Below are 15,263 nucleotides of genomic sequence, written 5' to 3'. Positions count from 1 at the left end.
CTGTCAGACACCGTACGCGCTCGGAACATCAACCCACCTGCCCTGGCCGGGGTGTCAGACCGGTGAGGCACAACTGTCAGTGAACCTCCTGTCTTCCAGTACGTCCAGCGCCCGGCCGCGTTGAACCCGTGGACGAAGGACTCCCGCGTCCTCCTCCTCCGAGGTGGGCGGTGAGCGCGGGTTTCAGGACAACCGGCGCCTGGGGTGGCCCGGGCCGAAAGCCAGTTTGAGACAGGCGGGCCACACAGGATGTGAACCCGCGCACCTCCCGTCGCCGCGCCCCCGGTCGGGCCGTTGCCGCGACGCGAAGCGATGCGCTCCCTGGGAACAGGTGGGGCCGTCCGGCCGGAAGCCCTCCGGCCGGGCCTCGCAGTGTCGCCCGGGTGGTGACGAAAGGAAGTGCCTCATGACGCGCTGGGGATTCATCGGGTTCTTGGCGGTCGCGGGCTGTCTGCCGGACGAGTCATCTCACCGGGATGCCCAGCTGACCGCCTGTCCCGGCATCACCGCGGGCATGTTGCCGGGCGAACCTCACGGGAAGGCGACAGCGGGGCTCGACTCTGGCGACGAGGACGGCCGTGAGCGCGTCATCATCCGCTACCGGCGCGAGGACGGGGTGACGGCGGCCCAGGTGCACCAGCTCGTCGGGCAGGTGACGGCGACCTTCCGGAACGTGCCGGCCGTGGCGGCGCGCGTGACGCCCGAGGAGCGGCTGGCCCTGGCGTTGGACCCCCGCGTGGAGAGCATCGAACCGGACCAGAAGCTGTACGCCCTGGGGACCTCCGCGCCGACGGCGCTGGCGCTGGCGACCACCCTGGCCGGCACGCGGGAGTACATCGGAGAGCTGCGCCGGGTGCAGGCGCTGGAGGTGTGGGACCAGGATGGGGACGGGCTGCCGGACCCGGGGGCGGTGACGGGCGCGGGCGTGAAGGTGTGCGTCATCGACAGCGGCCTGGATTTGGACCACCCGGAGCTGCGCGACGCGGTGGTGGCGGCGCGGGACTTCCTGGATGGGGACGACGCGCCCAGCGACCGGGACGAGGAGCGGTGGGGCTCCGGCCACGGCACGCACGTGGCGGGCATCATCGCCGCGCGGCCGGGGCTGGGGGGACGCGGCGGGCCAGTGCTGGACGAGCGCGGATTGATGGGCGTGGCGCCCGGTGCGCAGCTCATCATCGCCCGGGTGCTGAACCTCGAGGGAAGCACCCACATGAGCCTGGTGATGAAGGCGCTGGAGTACTGCCAGGCCGAAGGCGCGAAGGTGGCCTCGCTGTCGCTGGGCGGCAGTCTGGGCAGCCTCAACACAGAGGAAGGCTTCAAGGCGGCGCTGGACGGCGGGATGCTGGTGGTGGCGGCGGCGGGCAACGAGGGGCAGGGCTTGATGTCCTATCCCGCCTCGGACCCGTCCGTGCTGGGGGTGGGCGCCCTGGACAACACGGACCGGCGCGCGGTGTTCTCCTCCTACGGTGAGGGCCTGGCGCTGATGGCTCCCGGCGTGGACGTGCTCTCCACCTTCCCTCAAGGCCGGGGCTCGTTCGCCGCGCTGGAGGTGGGCGACTCCCGGCCCATGTCACGCTCGCTGCTGTACGCGCCGACGGGTGACACCTGGGGCTCGCTGGTGGACTGCGGCATGGGTGAATCGGTGGCCTCATGCGGGGAGGACGGCAGTTGCCGCGGCTTCGTCGCGTACGTGCACCCGAGCGCCTACGTGCGACCCGACCGGGCCATCGTCAACGTGATGCGGCAGGGCGCGCGCGCGGTCATCTTCGCCAGCGAGCTGATGGAGGGAGGCGCGGAAATCCTCTCCGTGCCGCAGCGCGGAACCTGGGTGCCGTCCGTCACCATCACCCAGGCGGCGAGCACGGTGATGGAGCGACAGCTCGGCGCCACCGCGAAGCTCAGCCTGCGCCCGGCGGACTACGCGTACATGTCCGGCACCTCCATGGCCACGCCGTATGTCAGCGGCATCGCCGCGCTGCTGTTCAGCGCGCGCCCCTCCGCCACACCCGCCGAGGTGAAGGCGGCGCTCCTGAGCAGCGCGAAGGACCTGGGCGACAGCGGTTACGACGAGCAGTACGGCCACGGCCTGGTGCAGGCCCGGCGGGCGCTGGAGGCCCTCGTCGGCCCGGTGCCCTGAAGCCCCGCGTGCCCGCCCCTCCCTCCGGGGAGGGAAGGCCAGCGGGCCGACGTGTCCACCGCCCCGTCGATGAGAGGACGGGCGAGGGACATCGGACCCGGGAACATTGCCGGGATGGGGCGTGAACTCCACGTTGCCTTTCGGACGCTCGGAAAGGAGTCCGACATGAAGGCATTCGTGCGTATCGCGGGATGTGTGGCGGCGCTGTGGGGATGCGCCGTGTGGGCCCAGGAGGACTACCGCCCCAGCGCGGAGCGGGCCCCTGGAAACCTGGAGCCGGTGCAGGTCGATGAGCCCAAGAAGTCGTCGAAGCGCGCCGACACCGGCCTGTACGCGCAGCTCGGCGGCGGCGCGGAGGGCTACACCGGGCAGCTGGCGCCCCGGCTCGACGCGGGCTTCACGTACGGCGGCGCCATCGGCTACCGGCCCCTGGGCTTCCTCGGCGTGGAGCTGGGCTACAACGGCAGCGTCAACAACGTGGACATCGACGGGAACGGCCGGGCGGGAAGTCTGGGCGAGGGCGCGGACGTGGTGCGCAACGGAGGCCAGGCGCTCGTCATCGGCAACTTCACCGACACCCAGCTGCAGCCCTACGCGGTGACGGGCATCGGCATCGACGACTACAACATCCGGCACGACGCGGTGGGCCGCGAGTTCGGCTTCAATGACGACACCAGCGGCTATGTGCCCGCGGGCCTGGGCCTGCGCTACCAGTTTGGCAAGCTCATCACCGCCGACGCGCGCGTGAGCTACAACTTCCTCTTCGACCAGGACTTCGCGCCCACGTCCGCGACGCCCAACGCCCTGGACGGCCGCTACATGGGGATGCTCCAGATTGGCGGCACCTACTAATCGAAGCCCGGCACGAAGAAGGCGCCCGGACCTGGGTGGGTCCGGGCGCCTCGTGCTTCGTGCCGCCACCGGGCCCTCGCTTCAGGAGGGCCGGTCAATCCCGATGCGCGCGGCGGACCACGTGCCCTGGAGCCACCGGGGCAGCTGGCTCTCGATTTTGTCCGCCTCCTGCTCCGTCACCTGCTCGCGCAGCGCCGCGAAGACGCCGTGCAACACGAGCCGCACGTTCTCCGGCTCGGCGTTCAGGTGGTTGGCCACCTGGAGGTAGAAGTCGTCGCGGTCCACCTTCCCGCGCACGCTGTCCGGGTGGCGGGGGCACGCATCCACGAGCCCCCGCAGGTCCTCGGGGAGCTGCTCGCGCAGCTGCCGCATCAGCCCGTCGGACAAAAGCTCCGACAGCCCGCGGAACACCGCCTCCGCCGCCTGCTCCGCCTCGAAGTCCGGGAGCTGCGCGGATACCGCGTCCATGAAGGACTTCCGGTCCGTGCCCACCCCCAGCCCCGACCACGACTGCGTCGTTTCCTGCTTCTGAATCGACATGCGCGTCTCCTCTCGCGCCTTCACCGTGGGGGCGCGGCGAGTGTCCGGCAGCAGGCAACAGGCCTGCTTCCCGGCCGCTCGGTCCGCGTCAGGCCTTGCGCCGTGCATTCCCAAGCATGGGATTCCCGTTCGCTCCTGGGACATCCAACCGACCCCGCGCAGCGCGGTATGTCTGCCTTTGATTCGACCGATGAACTGGACTCATGGCACCTCACCGCGAGTCCCTGCAGCCGGCGACAAGGCGTCCGGAACCACACGGAACTCCGGGGGATTTGCAAAAAACCCGGCACATCGCGTGCGAGAGGAATGGGTGGAATGAAATCCCGTCGCAATTGTACTGGGGGCGCGACGTAGGTCGTCTGTGCGGCGACCAGGCCGCCTTCTCTTTCCCCCACGAATTGAGGATTTTCATGTATCGCATCGCCGTTGCCGCCCTGTTCCTTGCTGCCACTGGTTGCGCCACCACGGGAGGCGCCGGGAGCCGCGAGGGCAACGCCACCGTCGCCGGTGTCATCCGTCTGCCGGAGAGCGGGCTCGCGCAGGCGGGCAACCCGTGTGACCAGCTCCGCGTCGTCGTCGCTCACGCGGCCACGCCCACGGATGCCCTGGGCAGGGCCATGGTGAAGTCCAGCCGTGGCAACCGCTGCTCCTTCACCATCTCCGGCATCCCCAGCAACACCGACCTGCAGGTCAGCACGGTGCCGGACGCCAGCCTGAAGTGCGACAACGGGTCGGTGCCCACCATCACCCCGGAGCCGTCCACCATCAAGATGGCGAACTACGGCACGGGCACGAAGGACTTCACGCTGAGCTGCGGCGCCTGAGTTCGGTTTGACGTCCGGAACCCTCCGCTCCCAACTCGAGCGGAGGGGCCGGGCAGCCCTCGGGACGTCCAGGAATTCCGGATTGCTTCGCGCTCTGAGGGGCGCGAGACTTCTGGGAGACCGCCCGCAGAGCGGCACGAGGTACCGGAGTGGACCGGGCCGCGATGGATGCGAAGAAGGACGACCCGGTGAAGATTCCAAGCAGTTGGCGCGCCGCCACGCTTGCCCTGAGCCTGGGCGGGCTGGGGTGGGCGTGTGAGTCGGAAGAACCGTTCCCCACGCTCGACGAGCTGGACCAGCTTCGCAGCCTGCACTCGCTGTCGAGCCACCCGCGCCTGGACGCCACCAACAAGGTGGACGGCCTGCCGGTGGCCCAGGAGCTGGGACATGACTTGTTCCGGGACACGGGCCTGTCTCGCTGCGGCACGGTGTCCTGCGACAGCTGCCACTCCGGCGATGGTCGCACGGTGGACACGGCGACGGCGGAGGGCTGCGGCGGACAGCGCACGGAGCGCAACCCGCCCACGGTGTTGAACGTGCGGCACAACCGCTGGTTCATGTGGGACGGGCGGGCGGACTCGCTCTGGTCGCAGGCGATTCTGCCGCTGACGAATCCGGTGGAGATGGACTCGGACGCGGAGGTGGTGCGGGCGAGGCTCCAGGCGGAGGAGTCCTACCGGACGCGCTACCAGACGCTGTTCGGCGTGGAGCCCTCGGGCGTGGCCGCGCCGGTGCTGATGGCCAACGTGGGCAAGCTGATGGCGGCGTACGAGCGGGTGCTGATGCAGGTGGACGCGCCCTTCGATACGGACGTGAAGCGCTTCATCGCCGCGGCGGAGGCCGGCTCGGCGGAGGGCGACCCGGCGTACCTGGGGCTGAAGACCTTCGTGCGCAAGGGGCAGTGCATCGTCTGCCACAAGGGGCCTTCGCTGACGGACGAGCTGTTCCACAACGTGGGCCTGGAGGACCGGGGCCCCGGCGCGGGCGGACAGTGGGCGGTGCTCAACGCGCTGCTGGACTGGGAGTTCAACGCCTCGAGCAGGCACAGCGACGACCCGAACGGCGCGGACGCGCTGCGGCTGCGCACGCTGCGCTCCCAGGCGAAGCAGGAGGAGCTGGAGGGCGCGTTCCGCACGCCGTCGCTGCGCAACGTGGCGCTGACAGCGCCGTACATGCACACGGGCGCGCAGGCCTCGCTGGAGGAGGTCGTCGACTTCTACAACGACGGCGGCAACCCGGAGGGCTCCTTCACGGGCAAGCGCACCGTCACCATCGTCCCGCTGGAGCTGACGGACGCGGAGAAGCGCGCGCTGGTGGAGCTGCTCAAGTCGCTGACGGGCACCCCGCGCTGACCGGCGCACCGACGGGCTCCCGCGCCGTGTGAGGACGGGAGCCCGCGAGCAACCGGGACTTCAGCGCACCAGGTGGAAGTCGGTCTGCCGCTTCCAGGCCCAGTGCACGCGGCCTTCCGCGTCGATGGTGATGTCCTCTTCCTGGGCGGAGCGCACGCGCTGGTTGTTCCACTCGGGCACGGGGCTCGTCGCCTGGAGCTCAATCGAGTACCACATGTTCGCCATGACCTTGTGGTCGCCGTTGCCGGGCACGCCCTCCTGCCGGTCCCACAGGCCCACCATGGCGCCCGCGCCGTGGCCGTGCAGGCCAATGGGGTGCGAGTAGATGGTGCCGTCGATGCCCTCGGACGTCATGCGCTGACGGGAGCTCTTGAGGACCTCGTTGCCGGTGCGGCCGGGGCGCAGCTCCTCGAAGACGATGTCCTGGAGGCGGTTGGACGTCTTGAGCGCGGCCTTCAGGCCCGCGGGCACGTCCGTCTCACCCTCGCGCAGCACGTAGCCCATGTGCTGGGTGTCGGTGTTGAGCCGCAGCGCGGTGACGCCGTAGTCGCAGTGGAGCACGTCGCCGCGCTGGATGACGGGGTCCTCGCCGAGCTGCTCCTCGGTGACGCCCTGGCGCTGCACGTCCACGGACGGCTGGAACCAGGTGTCCAGGCCCAGGTCCGCCAGGCGCTGGCGCATCCACCACTCCACGTCGGAGATGCGGGTGACGCCGGGGGTGACGACCTGGTTGGAGAAGGCCGTCTCGATGATGTTCCAGGCGAGCTTCGTCTCGTCCTCGTAGAAGCGGACTTCATCGGGGATGCGCCACGCGATGAGGTCCACGGGCAGGCCCTCCGCGGGCTTGAAGCGCTTCACCCAGTCGGGGCCGAGCGCCTGGGCCATGCCCTCGTACTCGCCATGGGAGAGGCCGTCGGCGAAGGCGAACGTGCGGGAGATGTCGAGCGCGATGCTCTGGGGCTTTCGCTCCTCCAGCACCTGCTTGAGCACCAGCCACTGGTCCGGGCCCCACAGCTCCGCCTGACGCAGGCCCTCGCCGCCGTGGCTCACCTGCTGCTGGGCGCGACGCGGAACATAGACGCCGCCCTGCGGTCCACCGCCGAGCGCCAGTCGCTCCACGCCCTTCTCCGGGCCCAGGTCATGGAACACGTAGATGGTGCGGCGGCGCGCGGCGAACGTGGTGGGAGACACGAGCGCCTTGAAGACGGGGTCCTCGTTGTACTCGCGCATGGGGACGACCCACATCTCGATGCCGTACTTGCGCATGAGTTGGGGAAGCGCCGTGTCCATGCGCTCGCGCAGCCAGGCCTGCTGACGGTCGGCCTGCTCACGCAGGGTGCCGAAGGGACGCTCCGGCACGGAGGCCTTCGCCGTCGCGACGGCGGTGGCGTCCGGAGACTGCGAGGAGACGGAGGCACATGCGGTGCTCAGCATGAGCGGTGCGAGGAGACGGAGGCGGGTTCGCATGGCCGCGCAGTCTGGCACGCACGGACAGGGGCGTCTCGGCCGTGTGGCGCGCCGAGGGCCGGGGGCTTCGTGACTTGCGAGGCTTTCCGCGCGGTGGTGCTCAGCCAGTCACAGGAGGTTTCGCGCGGGGGGCGGGCTGGCGCGATGCGCCAAGGCGCGCGCGGGCCGAGTCAGGGAGCGCCGGCGCACGCCTGCTGGTCGGCGCCACAGGCCGCGTCGATGCGCGAGGCGTCCACGGGCTGCTGGCACTCGCTGTCGAGCGACGCGGTCAGCACCTCCGTCCGGATGCGCATGCACCGCACGCAGCCAGTCCTGGCGCCCGTGGCGTCCTCCAGCTCCGGCTCCACCTGCCGGTAGCGCTCGAGGACCTGGGCCATGCAGGCCGCTTCGTCCAGCGAGGACCCCTCGCACCGCGCCTCGTGGGAGCACTGCACCGTGGCGGCGCGTTCGGCCCACTCGTCATAGGTGATTTGCGAGGGGTCCTCGCCGCCACATCCCAGCCACGCCACGGACATCGCGAACAGGAGCCACCGCATGGCCACATCTCACCGGGAATCGGCCGGCCTGTCACCCGCGGGACGGGCGGCCTCAGCGCCGCGTGAGTCCCTCGGCGCGGCACTGCTGGGTGTCACAGCCCTCGACGACGCACGGTGCGCACTCGAGCATTCCTCCACAGCCGTCCGGCACGGCGCCGCACGTGGCCTCCCGCGTCTCGCACGTCACCGGGACGCAGCCGGTCGGCAGGTACTGCTCGCTCGTGTCGAGCATGCCCGCCACCTCGTTGGCGCCGCCCACGAGCAGCACCGAGCCGTCCCGCAGCGTCAGCGCGCCCGGCAGGCCGCGAGGCTCCGTCAGCGCGGGAGCGGAGGCCCACTGCCCCGTCATCGGGTCGAAGCGCTCCACCGACGCGAGCGCGCCCGCCATGGGATGCTCGCCGCCCAGCACGAGCACCTGGCCCTCGGGCGTCACCACCGCGGCATGGTGCTCGCGAGCCACCGACGGCGCCGCCACCAGCGTCCACAGGCCCGTCAGTGCGTCGTAGACCTCGGCCGTGCTCGACGCGCGCGCGGTGCCACCGCCCACCACCAGCACGCGCCCGTCCGGCAGCAGCGTCACCGAGTGCCCCTGTCGATGCGTCCCCGCCGCGCCCCCCGCGAAGCCCGCCTTCTCCCAGCGCCCGGTGGCCACGTCGTACAGCTCCGCCTGAAGGCCGCTCACGAAGAGCGCCTTGCCCTGGGCCAGCATCACCGCCGTGCCGGCGCCGCCCCGCACGAAGCCCGGCGGCGTCGCGGGAGCCCACGTGCCCGTCATCGGGTCGAACAGCTCCGCGGAGCGCAACGGCCTGCGGTCCGCGTCGGTGCCACCCGCCACGAGCACGCGGCCATCGGGGAGCAGCAGCGCGGAGGGATCATTCCGGGCCTCGAACATGGGCGCCACCTGCGTCCAGAGGCCCGACGCCGGCGCGTACACCTCCGCGTCCGCGAGCGCGCCCGGCGCCACCACCTGCGTGCCACCCGTCACCAGCACGCGGCCATCCAGGAGCCGCACCACCGCGTGGTTGCGACGCGCCTTGTGCATGGAGCCCGTCAGGCTCCACATCCCCGTCTCCGGCTCGAACACCTCGCAGCTCGACAGGGTGCGCTGTCCGTCATGGCCTCCAGCGGCCAGCACGCGCCCGTCCTCCAGCGGAACGAGGGGCAGCAGCTTGCGCGGCGTCGCCAGCCTCAGGGGCTCGACGCCCGTGTCCAACGTGCCCCCGTCCGCGCGCGGACCGGAGTTGCACGAGAACACGAGCGCGAAGAACGCCACGCCGAGAAAGGATGTCTGGACACGTCGCATGGGACCCACTCGCCTCGCTGGTCGAAGAGAGCCCGTGTACCCTGACGGTCTGACATTCCTGGGATGTCCGACCTGAATGATTCCGGACGCTTGCCCCGCGTGCCGGGTCGGAAATCCCCCACTCGCGCGGAGCCCGCACTCGCGACGTGGGAGCGCGAGTCACAAGGGTGCTCAGTGGCGCACGGAGTCCTCGTCCGACGGGGCGGAGACGTTCACCGGCTCCGCGTCCATGCCATTGGAGTGGCGGGGAGGCAGCGCGCCGCCGTCGTCATCCACCTCCAGCATCAGCAGGGGGTGGTCGGCGCGGGACAGGTACACGTCCTCGTCGTTGACGTGGTCCACGTCGCGGTACTCCACCAGGTAGTCGTGGCGGGGAATGGGCACCAGTCCCTGCTCCAGCTCGAAGTGGATATCGCCGACGGCGGCGACGCGTCCCACCTTGCGTCCGTCCGCGGTCCTCACCGTCATTCCCTCGCGCACCTCGCCGGACTGAATCATCACGACCTCCTCGCGGCTGCACCTCTGTCAGCAAGAACCTGCGGGCCCGGCGCGCGTGACGACAGTCCGACGGAGCAGGCAGGGCAGCGTCCGTCTTCCTGGTGGGGGCGAAGGGAGGCGATGGGGCGGGTGGGGAGGCTCGCGCGGAGTGGAGTGCCTAACATTCGCGACAGGAGGTGCCGCATGTTGCTGGAACTGTCCGCGGTGGAAGCCCGCGAGCTGAAGCAGGCGCTGGACACGGCGTTGCTCGAGCTGCTCACCGAGATTTCCCACACGGACCAGCGCGCGTACCGCGACCTGCTGCGTGAGCGGTATGACCGGCTGGAGCAGCTCAACCGGCGCCTGGAGTTGTCGCTGGAAGGCAGTCAGGTCTACGCCTGAGGTGGGGCCGCGCGCATCGGCCGGGCGGACGAGGCGAGGGAGCAAGGCGCCGGAGCGGCGGCTCGTGAGGCGGGCGCGCGCGGAAGTGGGCGTGGTGCGCGGACGCGAGCGGGCGCACCTTCTTCCGCGAGCACGAGGGAGGCCGCGCCATGATTCCGGAGAACATCATCCAGTACCTGGAAGGTCACAACGTTCCCTTCGACCGCAGGCCGCACCTGCGAGCCATCACCGCGCAGGCGCTCGCGGCGTCACTGCATGTCAGCGGCTTCCAGGTGGCCAAGTCGGTCATCCTCCGCTCGGATGACTCGCTGTGGATTTGCGTGGTGAGCGCGCCGGACACGGTGAACCTGGACCGCGTCGCGGCGGTGACGGGCGCGAAGAACCTGCGGCTCGCCGAGGAGTCCGAGTTCGCCCCGCTCTTTCCCGAGTGTGAGGTCGGCGCGGAGCCGCCGTTTGGAAGGCTCTATGGAATCCCGGTGGTGGTGGACGAGCACCTGCGCCACGCGGAGCACCTGTTGTTCCGCGCGGGCTCCCACGCCGAGGCCCTGGAGTTGCGCTTCGCGGACTTCGAGAACGTGGAGGCCCCGCTCACCGGAATCATCGTCCATGACCGCCAGCGCGAGCAGTTGAGCATCGAGAACGACAGCTTCTCGCTGCAGCCCTAGCCCTGGGCCCGCCCCGTCTTCGCGTCGAACCGCCGCAGCTTCGAGGCATCGAAGCGCAGGGACACGGGGGTGCCCGAGGCGGCGCGGAAGTCACCGGGTGCACGGGCCACGAGCTGCTCACCCGCCACGTCCACCGTCACCCAGCTCTCCGCGCCCATGGGCTCCACCAGATACACGAGCCCCGTCAGCGCCCCCGGTGACTCGTCGCCCTGAGCCGTCACCACCAGGTGCTCGGGGCGAAGTCCCAGCACCACGTCCTCGGCCGCGAGGCCCAGTGTCCCGGGCTTCACCTGGTTGATGCGCGGAGAGCCGAAGAAGCCCGCCACGAACAGGTTCGCGGGCGCGTCATACAGCTCGCGCGGCGGAGCCACCTGCTGCACCTCGCCCTGGCTCATCACCACCACCCGGTCCGACAGCGTCATCGCCTCCGACTGGTCATGCGTGACGTAGATGAACGTGGCCTGGAGTCTCTCGTGCAGCTTCTTGATTTCACCGCGCATCTGCGTGCGCAGCGCGGCGTCCAGATTGGACAGCGGCTCATCGAACAGGAACACCTTCGGCCGTCGCACGAGCGCGCGTCCCAGGGCCACGCGTTGCCGCTGCCCACCGGACAGCTCCTTCGGCCGACGCGACAGCAGCGCCTCCAACCCGAGCACCGAGGCCACCTCACGCACCCGCGCCTCGATGTCCGCGCGCGACAGCCCGGCGACCTCCAGCGGGAAAGCCAGGTTGCGAGCCACGTCCAGGTGCGGATAGAGCGCGTAGCTCTGGAACACCATGGCGATGTCGCGCTCTTTCGGCGACATGCCGTTGACCACCTCGCCGTCGATGCGCAGCGTGCCGCCAGACAGCTCCTCCAGTCCGGCAATCAGGTTGAGCGTGGTGGATTTGCCACAGCCGGACGGGCCGACGAGGGACACGAACTCACCGTCCGCGATGTGCAGCGTCACGCCCTTCACCGCGGCCACGCCCCCTCGATACACCTTGCGCACGTCCTCCAGGGACACCGTCGCCACGCGACTAGCCCTCCCCGGTGCCCGAGCCTCGGGCCCATCGCGCGCGGGGTCTCTTCATCGAAGCTGTCTCTCGGATGCGCATGGAGGCAGCCAAGCCCCTCGTCACCGGGCACGGCAAGCGCGATGTCGCGCCGCCGTGCACCCGCTGACAGCCCGCGCCTACAGCGCCAGCGTCATGCCACCGTCGATGACGAAGGCGGAGCCCGTCAGATAGGGATGGTCGTCGCAGGCGAGCATCAGCGCCGCGTCCGCGACCTCCGCCGCCGTGGCGAGCCGCTGCTGTCCATGCACGTTGACGCGAGCCCAGGCGGCCGCCGCTTCCTGGAACTGCTCCTCCGGCATGTTCTCCGCGCCCATCTGCCGCCGGACCAGCGGTGTGTCCACCGTGCCCGGGCAGAGCGCGTTCACCCGGATGCCCAGCGTGCCGTACTCCAGCGCCGCCGCCTGGACGATTCCCACCAGCGCGCGCTTGCTCGCGGTGTACGCCGAGCTTCCCTTGCGCGTGGCGAACGCCTGCACCGAGGACGTCACCACGATGCTCCCGCCTCCCCCACTCAGCATGTGAGGGATTTGCGCCCGCATCGCCGCGAAGACGCCGCGCACGTTGGTGTCCGAGAGGTCATTCCACTCCTCCAGGGAGATGTCGTGCAGCCCCTTGGCCATGCTGATGCCCGCGTTGTTGAACGCGACATGCAGCCCGCCGTAGTGCTGGACCACCGTGTCCACGAACGTCCGCACCGCGTCCGCATCTCTCACGTCGACCTTGTAGTAGGTGGCCTCGCCGCCCGCCTGACGGATGAGCTGCTCCACCTCCTGGCCCAGGTTCTCCCGGCGACCGCAGAAGGCCACCTTGCCGCCCTCGGCCGCGAAGGCGATGGCCGCGGCCCGGCCGATTCCGGACGTCGCGCCGGTGACGAGCACCACCTTGTTCTCGAAGCGCCTCCTGCCAGTCACGGGCGCCACGCCCACCGGCGAGCCACACGCCACATCCGCCGCGAGCACCGCCGTACTCCCCAGCGCCGCCGTCAGAAACGTCCTCCGCTCCAACCGCACGGAGTCCTTCGAATCCCGCGTCGTCATCGTCACCTCTCAAGGAAAATCCTGGTGAGGCCCTCACAAGTAGCAACGCTGGACTGTTTGGATAATCCACATTAACCAGCACAGGTCATGCACCCGGGCTTCACAATGAAGAAGGACCAGCTCGACGGCGTGATGACGCTGTTGAGCGTCGCGCGTCTGCGCAGCTTCCGCGCGGCGGCGACGGAGCTGGGAATCTCTCCCTCCGCGGTGAGCCAGATTGTGCGCGCGCTGGAGGCTCGCGCGGGCGTGGCGTTGCTGACGCGCACGACTCGCAGTGTCGGGCTCACCGAGGCGGGCAGGAGCTTCCTCGAACGGGCCACACCCGCCGTCGACGAGCTGCTCGCCGCCTTCGACTCCGCGCGCTCGCTGGGCGGCAAGGCCAGCGGCCTGCTCCGACTCAACATCCCTCGCGCCGTCATTCCTCACGTCATCGAGCCCATCCTCGCGGGCTTCTGTGCCGCCCATCCGGACGTGCGGATTGAAATCCACGCGGCGGACCACCTGAGCCGCATCGTCGACGAGGGCTTCGACGCGGGCGTCCGGCTGGGCGAGCTCGTCGAAGCGGACATGGTGACGGTGCGCCTGACGCCGCCCTTCGGCTTCGCGGTGTTCGGCGCCCCCGCCTACTTCGAGCGCCACGGGCGCCCTCGCAAGCCCGAGGACCTGCGCGCACACACGTGCATCAACTACCGCTCTGGCGACGGCTCGCTGTACCGCTGGCAGTTCCAGCGCAAGGGACAGCCTCTGGAAATCGCGGTGCAGGGCACCGTCATCGTCAATGACTCCGCGCTCAACTTGAACGCGGCAGTGAAGGGACTCGGGCTCGCCTATGCGGCCCAGCCGCTCGCGGCCGAGCACCTCCGGGCAGGTCGCCTCGAACGCGTCCTCGCGTCGTTCTGCCCCGACACGCCGGGCCTCTTCCTCTACTTCCCCAGTCGCCTCCAGGCGATGCCGAAGCTGCGCGCCTTCATCGACTACTCACGCAAGCACCTGAAGGTCTCCGCCCCTTGAGGCGGGCGGTGCCTCGCGCATGACGCATCGCGCCCTGGGGCCACCCCAAACCACACATACTCACAGTCAAGGCCATACGGCCCGCGCAGGGGCCCGTGGTAGCGTCCACGGACATCATCCAGCGCGAGGACCGCTGCCTGCGGGCCGCGCGCCCTGACGAACGGGGGAAACAGTCATGGCATCCGACACCATCACACTTATCAAGGGCCAGGGGCCCCTTCCGCTGCCGGAGAAGCCGCACCTGCGCCTCGCCAGCGGCAACTTCTGGGCCGAGGAGGTGGAGGCCAAGGGGGGCCGCGAGAAGCAGCTCACCGCGGGCCTCTTCATCATCGACACCCGCACGTCTCCCTCGAAGCAGGACCATGTGCGTGTCCATGCGTCCCAGGTGGTGGAAGTGGACGGGGCTTCGCTGGAGATCCTCGAGGTCAGCGGCGCCGAGGGCAAGGAGCCCGCCATCCACCTCAAGGTCCGCTGAGTGCCACACGCATAGTGCGGGCGCGACGCAACTCTGGCGCCGCCGCCGCGACAATCCAGACATCCACTGACGCCCTTGGGGGGCGACAGTCCATCTTCAGATTCCGCTGTTCCGAGGGGGAGCATCCATGAGCTTCAAGATTGGGAATGAAGGGTCCCGCGTCACCCAGCCCGTCCCGCAGGCCACCGAGACGGTCCGGCCGCAGGCGAAGACACAGGAAGTCCGTGAGCAGCAGCCCGCGTGGGCGAGCGCCCGGACCCAGGACGGCATGCTGCCGCCCAGCCGCCGTGAGCAGTTCGCCACCGCGCTCGGCCAGACGAGCCAGGCGAGCGGCGCGGAGAGCCCCAAGACGAAGGACCCGAAGGCGCTCGACACCAACGTCACCTACGGCCCGGTGAAGAACGGCAGCGTCTTCGAGGCGGGCACCGACGGCACCAAGGCGCACTGGAACGACGTGCAGCAGGGGCAGATTGGTGACTGCTACCTGATGACCTCCATGGGCGCGATTGCGCGCGCCAACCCGGCGCTCATCGAGAACATGGTCAAGGGCCCGGACGCGTCCGGTAACTACAACGTCACCTTCCAGGACAAGGGCAAGCCGGTGACCATCACCGTCACCCCGGACCTGCCGCTCAACTCCGGTGGCAACCCGGCCTACGCCGCGACGCCGCAGGAGAACGGCAAGGCGGAGCTGTGGCCGGCCCTCGTGGAGAAGGCCTATGCCCAGTGGAAGGGCGGCTACCCCAACATCGTCCACGGCAACAGCGCCAACGCGATGGAGGCGATGACGGGCAAGAAGAGCAGCAGCCTCGACGTCGGCGGCGCCACGCTGGCGGACCTGGAGAAGCGGCTGAACGCGGGCGAGGCCATCACCGCGGGCACGCACGACGACATCAAGTTCCTCGGCATCGACCTGCCGGACGGCACCGACAAGCCGCTCTACAAGAACGGCACGCTGGTGGCGGACCACGAGTACTTCGTCTCGGGCGTGGACACCAAGGCGGGCACGGTGACGCTGCGCAACCCGTGGGGCGCCGGCACGCCGGACATCGTCCTCACGGAGGCGCAGTTCCGTGAGTCCTTCCAGTACGCCAACAGCAACCCGACGAAGTGATTCGACGGGCGC

General features: G+C 70.0%; 16 protein-coding genes. 9 read left to right on the top strand and 7 right to left on the bottom strand.

What is annotated here, in order from left to right; translation table 11 throughout:
• Positions 1-406: 406 nt before the first annotated feature.
• Together HUA76_RS08430 and HUA76_RS08425 are read left to right on the top strand one after the other, a co-directional pair.
• Positions 407-2,137 carry a S8 family serine peptidase gene (locus HUA76_RS08430; RefSeq protein WP_174460537.1) on the top strand — a complete coding sequence of 577 codons (1,731 nt, stop codon included), beginning with the start codon at positions 407-409 and terminating at the stop codon, positions 2,135-2,137.
• A 165-nt stretch (positions 2,138-2,302) separates the two neighbouring features.
• Positions 2,303-2,989 carry a hypothetical protein gene (locus HUA76_RS08425; protein WP_254614104.1) on the top strand — a complete coding sequence of 229 codons (687 nt, stop codon included), beginning with the start codon at positions 2,303-2,305 and terminating at the stop codon, positions 2,987-2,989.
• 81 nt (positions 2,990-3,070) lie between these two features.
• Here the strand turns inward: HUA76_RS08425 and HUA76_RS08420 are convergent, their stop codons facing one another.
• Positions 3,071-3,529 carry a DUF2267 domain-containing protein gene (locus HUA76_RS08420; RefSeq protein WP_174458242.1) on the bottom strand — a complete coding sequence of 153 codons (459 nt, stop codon included), beginning with the start codon at positions 3,527-3,529 and terminating at the stop codon, positions 3,071-3,073.
• Positions 3,530-3,939: 410 nt separating this feature from the next.
• Here HUA76_RS08420 and HUA76_RS08415 point away from each other — a divergent pair, with 410 nt between their 5' ends.
• Positions 3,940-4,353, top strand: coding sequence for a hypothetical protein (locus HUA76_RS08415; protein WP_174458241.1), 414 nt, complete (start codon positions 3,940-3,942; stop codon positions 4,351-4,353).
• A gap of 164 nt (positions 4,354-4,517) precedes the next feature.
• Positions 4,518-5,705, top strand: a complete 1,188-nt coding sequence (locus HUA76_RS08410; RefSeq protein ID WP_174461173.1) for a cytochrome-c peroxidase — start codon at positions 4,518-4,520, stop codon at positions 5,703-5,705.
• Between the two features lie 60 nt (positions 5,706-5,765).
• On the opposite strand, the gene HUA76_RS08405 is transcribed toward HUA76_RS08410, so the two are convergent.
• The 4 genes from HUA76_RS08405 to HUA76_RS08390 form a co-directional block, all read right to left on the bottom strand.
• Complete coding sequence (locus HUA76_RS08405; RefSeq protein ID WP_174460535.1) at positions 5,766-7,172, bottom strand: M24 family metallopeptidase; 1,407 nt, start codon at positions 7,170-7,172, stop codon at positions 5,766-5,768.
• 170 nt (positions 7,173-7,342) lie between these two features.
• Complete coding sequence (locus tag HUA76_RS08400; protein ID WP_174460534.1) at positions 7,343-7,708, bottom strand: hypothetical protein; 366 nt, start codon at positions 7,706-7,708, stop codon at positions 7,343-7,345.
• Between the two features lie 52 nt (positions 7,709-7,760).
• The gene (locus tag HUA76_RS08395) at positions 7,761-9,011 is read right to left on the bottom strand and encodes a kelch repeat-containing protein (RefSeq protein WP_174460533.1); all 1,251 of its coding nucleotides are present in this window, start codon (positions 9,009-9,011) and stop codon (positions 7,761-7,763) included.
• Between the two features lie 171 nt (positions 9,012-9,182).
• Positions 9,183-9,509: a DUF2171 domain-containing protein gene (locus tag HUA76_RS08390; RefSeq protein WP_174460532.1), complete on the bottom strand. Its 327-nt coding sequence runs from the start codon at positions 9,507-9,509 to the stop codon at positions 9,183-9,185.
• Between the two features lie 183 nt (positions 9,510-9,692).
• Between HUA76_RS08390 and HUA76_RS08385 the strand changes: the two genes are divergently transcribed.
• The gene (locus tag HUA76_RS08385; protein ID WP_141646753.1) at positions 9,693-9,890 is read left to right on the top strand and encodes a hypothetical protein; all 198 of its coding nucleotides are present in this window, start codon (positions 9,693-9,695) and stop codon (positions 9,888-9,890) included.
• A gap of 149 nt (positions 9,891-10,039) precedes the next feature.
• Positions 10,040-10,555, top strand: a complete 516-nt coding sequence (locus tag HUA76_RS08380; RefSeq protein ID WP_141646754.1) for an aminoacyl-tRNA deacylase — start codon at positions 10,040-10,042, stop codon at positions 10,553-10,555.
• Here the strand turns inward: HUA76_RS08380 and HUA76_RS08375 are convergent.
• Both HUA76_RS08375 and HUA76_RS08370 read right to left on the bottom strand, forming a co-directional pair.
• Positions 10,552-11,571, bottom strand: a complete 1,020-nt coding sequence (locus HUA76_RS08375; RefSeq protein ID WP_174460531.1) for an ABC transporter ATP-binding protein — start codon at positions 11,569-11,571, stop codon at positions 10,552-10,554. The genes HUA76_RS08380 and HUA76_RS08375 overlap by 4 nt on opposite strands.
• Before the next feature lie 159 nt (positions 11,572-11,730).
• Positions 11,731-12,651 (bottom strand): SDR family NAD(P)-dependent oxidoreductase, encoded by a 921-nt coding sequence (locus HUA76_RS08370; protein ID WP_174460530.1) that lies wholly within the window; start codon positions 12,649-12,651, stop codon positions 11,731-11,733.
• An 87-nt stretch (positions 12,652-12,738) separates the two neighbouring features.
• On the opposite strand from HUA76_RS08370, the gene HUA76_RS08365 reads away from it, so the two are divergent.
• From HUA76_RS08365 to HUA76_RS08355, 3 genes are all read left to right on the top strand, one after another.
• Positions 12,739-13,662 (top strand): LysR family transcriptional regulator, encoded by a 924-nt coding sequence (locus tag HUA76_RS08365; RefSeq protein ID WP_174460529.1) that lies wholly within the window; start codon positions 12,739-12,741, stop codon positions 13,660-13,662.
• A 175-nt stretch (positions 13,663-13,837) separates the two neighbouring features.
• Entirely contained in the window at positions 13,838-14,137 is a 300-nt protein-coding gene (locus HUA76_RS08360; RefSeq protein ID WP_141646760.1) for a hypothetical protein, read from the top strand.
• A 127-nt stretch (positions 14,138-14,264) separates the two neighbouring features.
• Positions 14,265-15,251 carry a C2 family cysteine protease gene (locus HUA76_RS08355; RefSeq protein ID WP_174460528.1) on the top strand — a complete coding sequence of 329 codons (987 nt, stop codon included), beginning with the start codon at positions 14,265-14,267 and terminating at the stop codon, positions 15,249-15,251.
• The last annotated feature ends 12 nt before the right edge of the window (positions 15,252-15,263 follow it).

This window comes from Myxococcus sp. CA056 (genome assembly GCF_013336715.1).
Taxonomy (GTDB): Bacteria; Myxococcota; Myxococcia; order Myxococcales; family Myxococcaceae; genus Myxococcus; species Myxococcus llanfairpwllgwyngyllgogerychwyrndrobwllllantysiliogogogochensis.
This window is presented reverse-complemented; position numbering and strand designations above follow the sequence as displayed.

Bases quoted from the DNA above. Each gene is read 5' to 3' on its own strand.
- HUA76_RS08385 (WP_141646753.1), top strand. From the start codon at position 9,693: ATGTTGCTGGAACTGTCCGCGGTGGAAGCCCGCGAGCTGAAGCAGGCG.
- HUA76_RS08380 (WP_141646754.1), top strand. From the start codon at position 10,040: ATGATTCCGGAGAACATCATCCAGTACCTGGAAGGTCACAACGTTCCC.
- HUA76_RS08410 (WP_174461173.1), top strand. From the start codon at position 4,518: ATGGATGCGAAGAAGGACGACCCGGTGAAGATTCCAAGCAGTTGGCGC.
- HUA76_RS08355 (WP_174460528.1), top strand. From the start codon at position 14,265: ATGAGCTTCAAGATTGGGAATGAAGGGTCCCGCGTCACCCAGCCCGTC.
- HUA76_RS08425 (WP_254614104.1), top strand. From the start codon at position 2,303: ATGAAGGCATTCGTGCGTATCGCGGGATGTGTGGCGGCGCTGTGGGGA.
- HUA76_RS08430 (WP_174460537.1), top strand. From the start codon at position 407: ATGACGCGCTGGGGATTCATCGGGTTCTTGGCGGTCGCGGGCTGTCTG.
- HUA76_RS08400 (WP_174460534.1), bottom strand. From the start codon at position 7,708: ATGCGGTGGCTCCTGTTCGCGATGTCCGTGGCGTGGCTGGGATGTGGC.
- HUA76_RS08370 (WP_174460530.1), bottom strand. From the start codon at position 12,651: ATGACGACGCGGGATTCGAAGGACTCCGTGCGGTTGGAGCGGAGGACG.
- HUA76_RS08395 (WP_174460533.1), bottom strand. From the start codon at position 9,011: ATGCGACGTGTCCAGACATCCTTTCTCGGCGTGGCGTTCTTCGCGCTC.
- HUA76_RS08420 (WP_174458242.1), bottom strand. From the start codon at position 3,529: ATGTCGATTCAGAAGCAGGAAACGACGCAGTCGTGGTCGGGGCTGGGG.
- HUA76_RS08405 (WP_174460535.1), bottom strand. From the start codon at position 7,172: ATGCGAACCCGCCTCCGTCTCCTCGCACCGCTCATGCTGAGCACCGCA.
- HUA76_RS08415 (WP_174458241.1), top strand. From the start codon at position 3,940: ATGTATCGCATCGCCGTTGCCGCCCTGTTCCTTGCTGCCACTGGTTGC.
- HUA76_RS08365 (WP_174460529.1), top strand. From the start codon at position 12,739: ATGCACCCGGGCTTCACAATGAAGAAGGACCAGCTCGACGGCGTGATG.
- HUA76_RS08360 (WP_141646760.1), top strand. From the start codon at position 13,838: ATGGCATCCGACACCATCACACTTATCAAGGGCCAGGGGCCCCTTCCG.
- HUA76_RS08390 (WP_174460532.1), bottom strand. From the start codon at position 9,509: ATGATTCAGTCCGGCGAGGTGCGCGAGGGAATGACGGTGAGGACCGCG.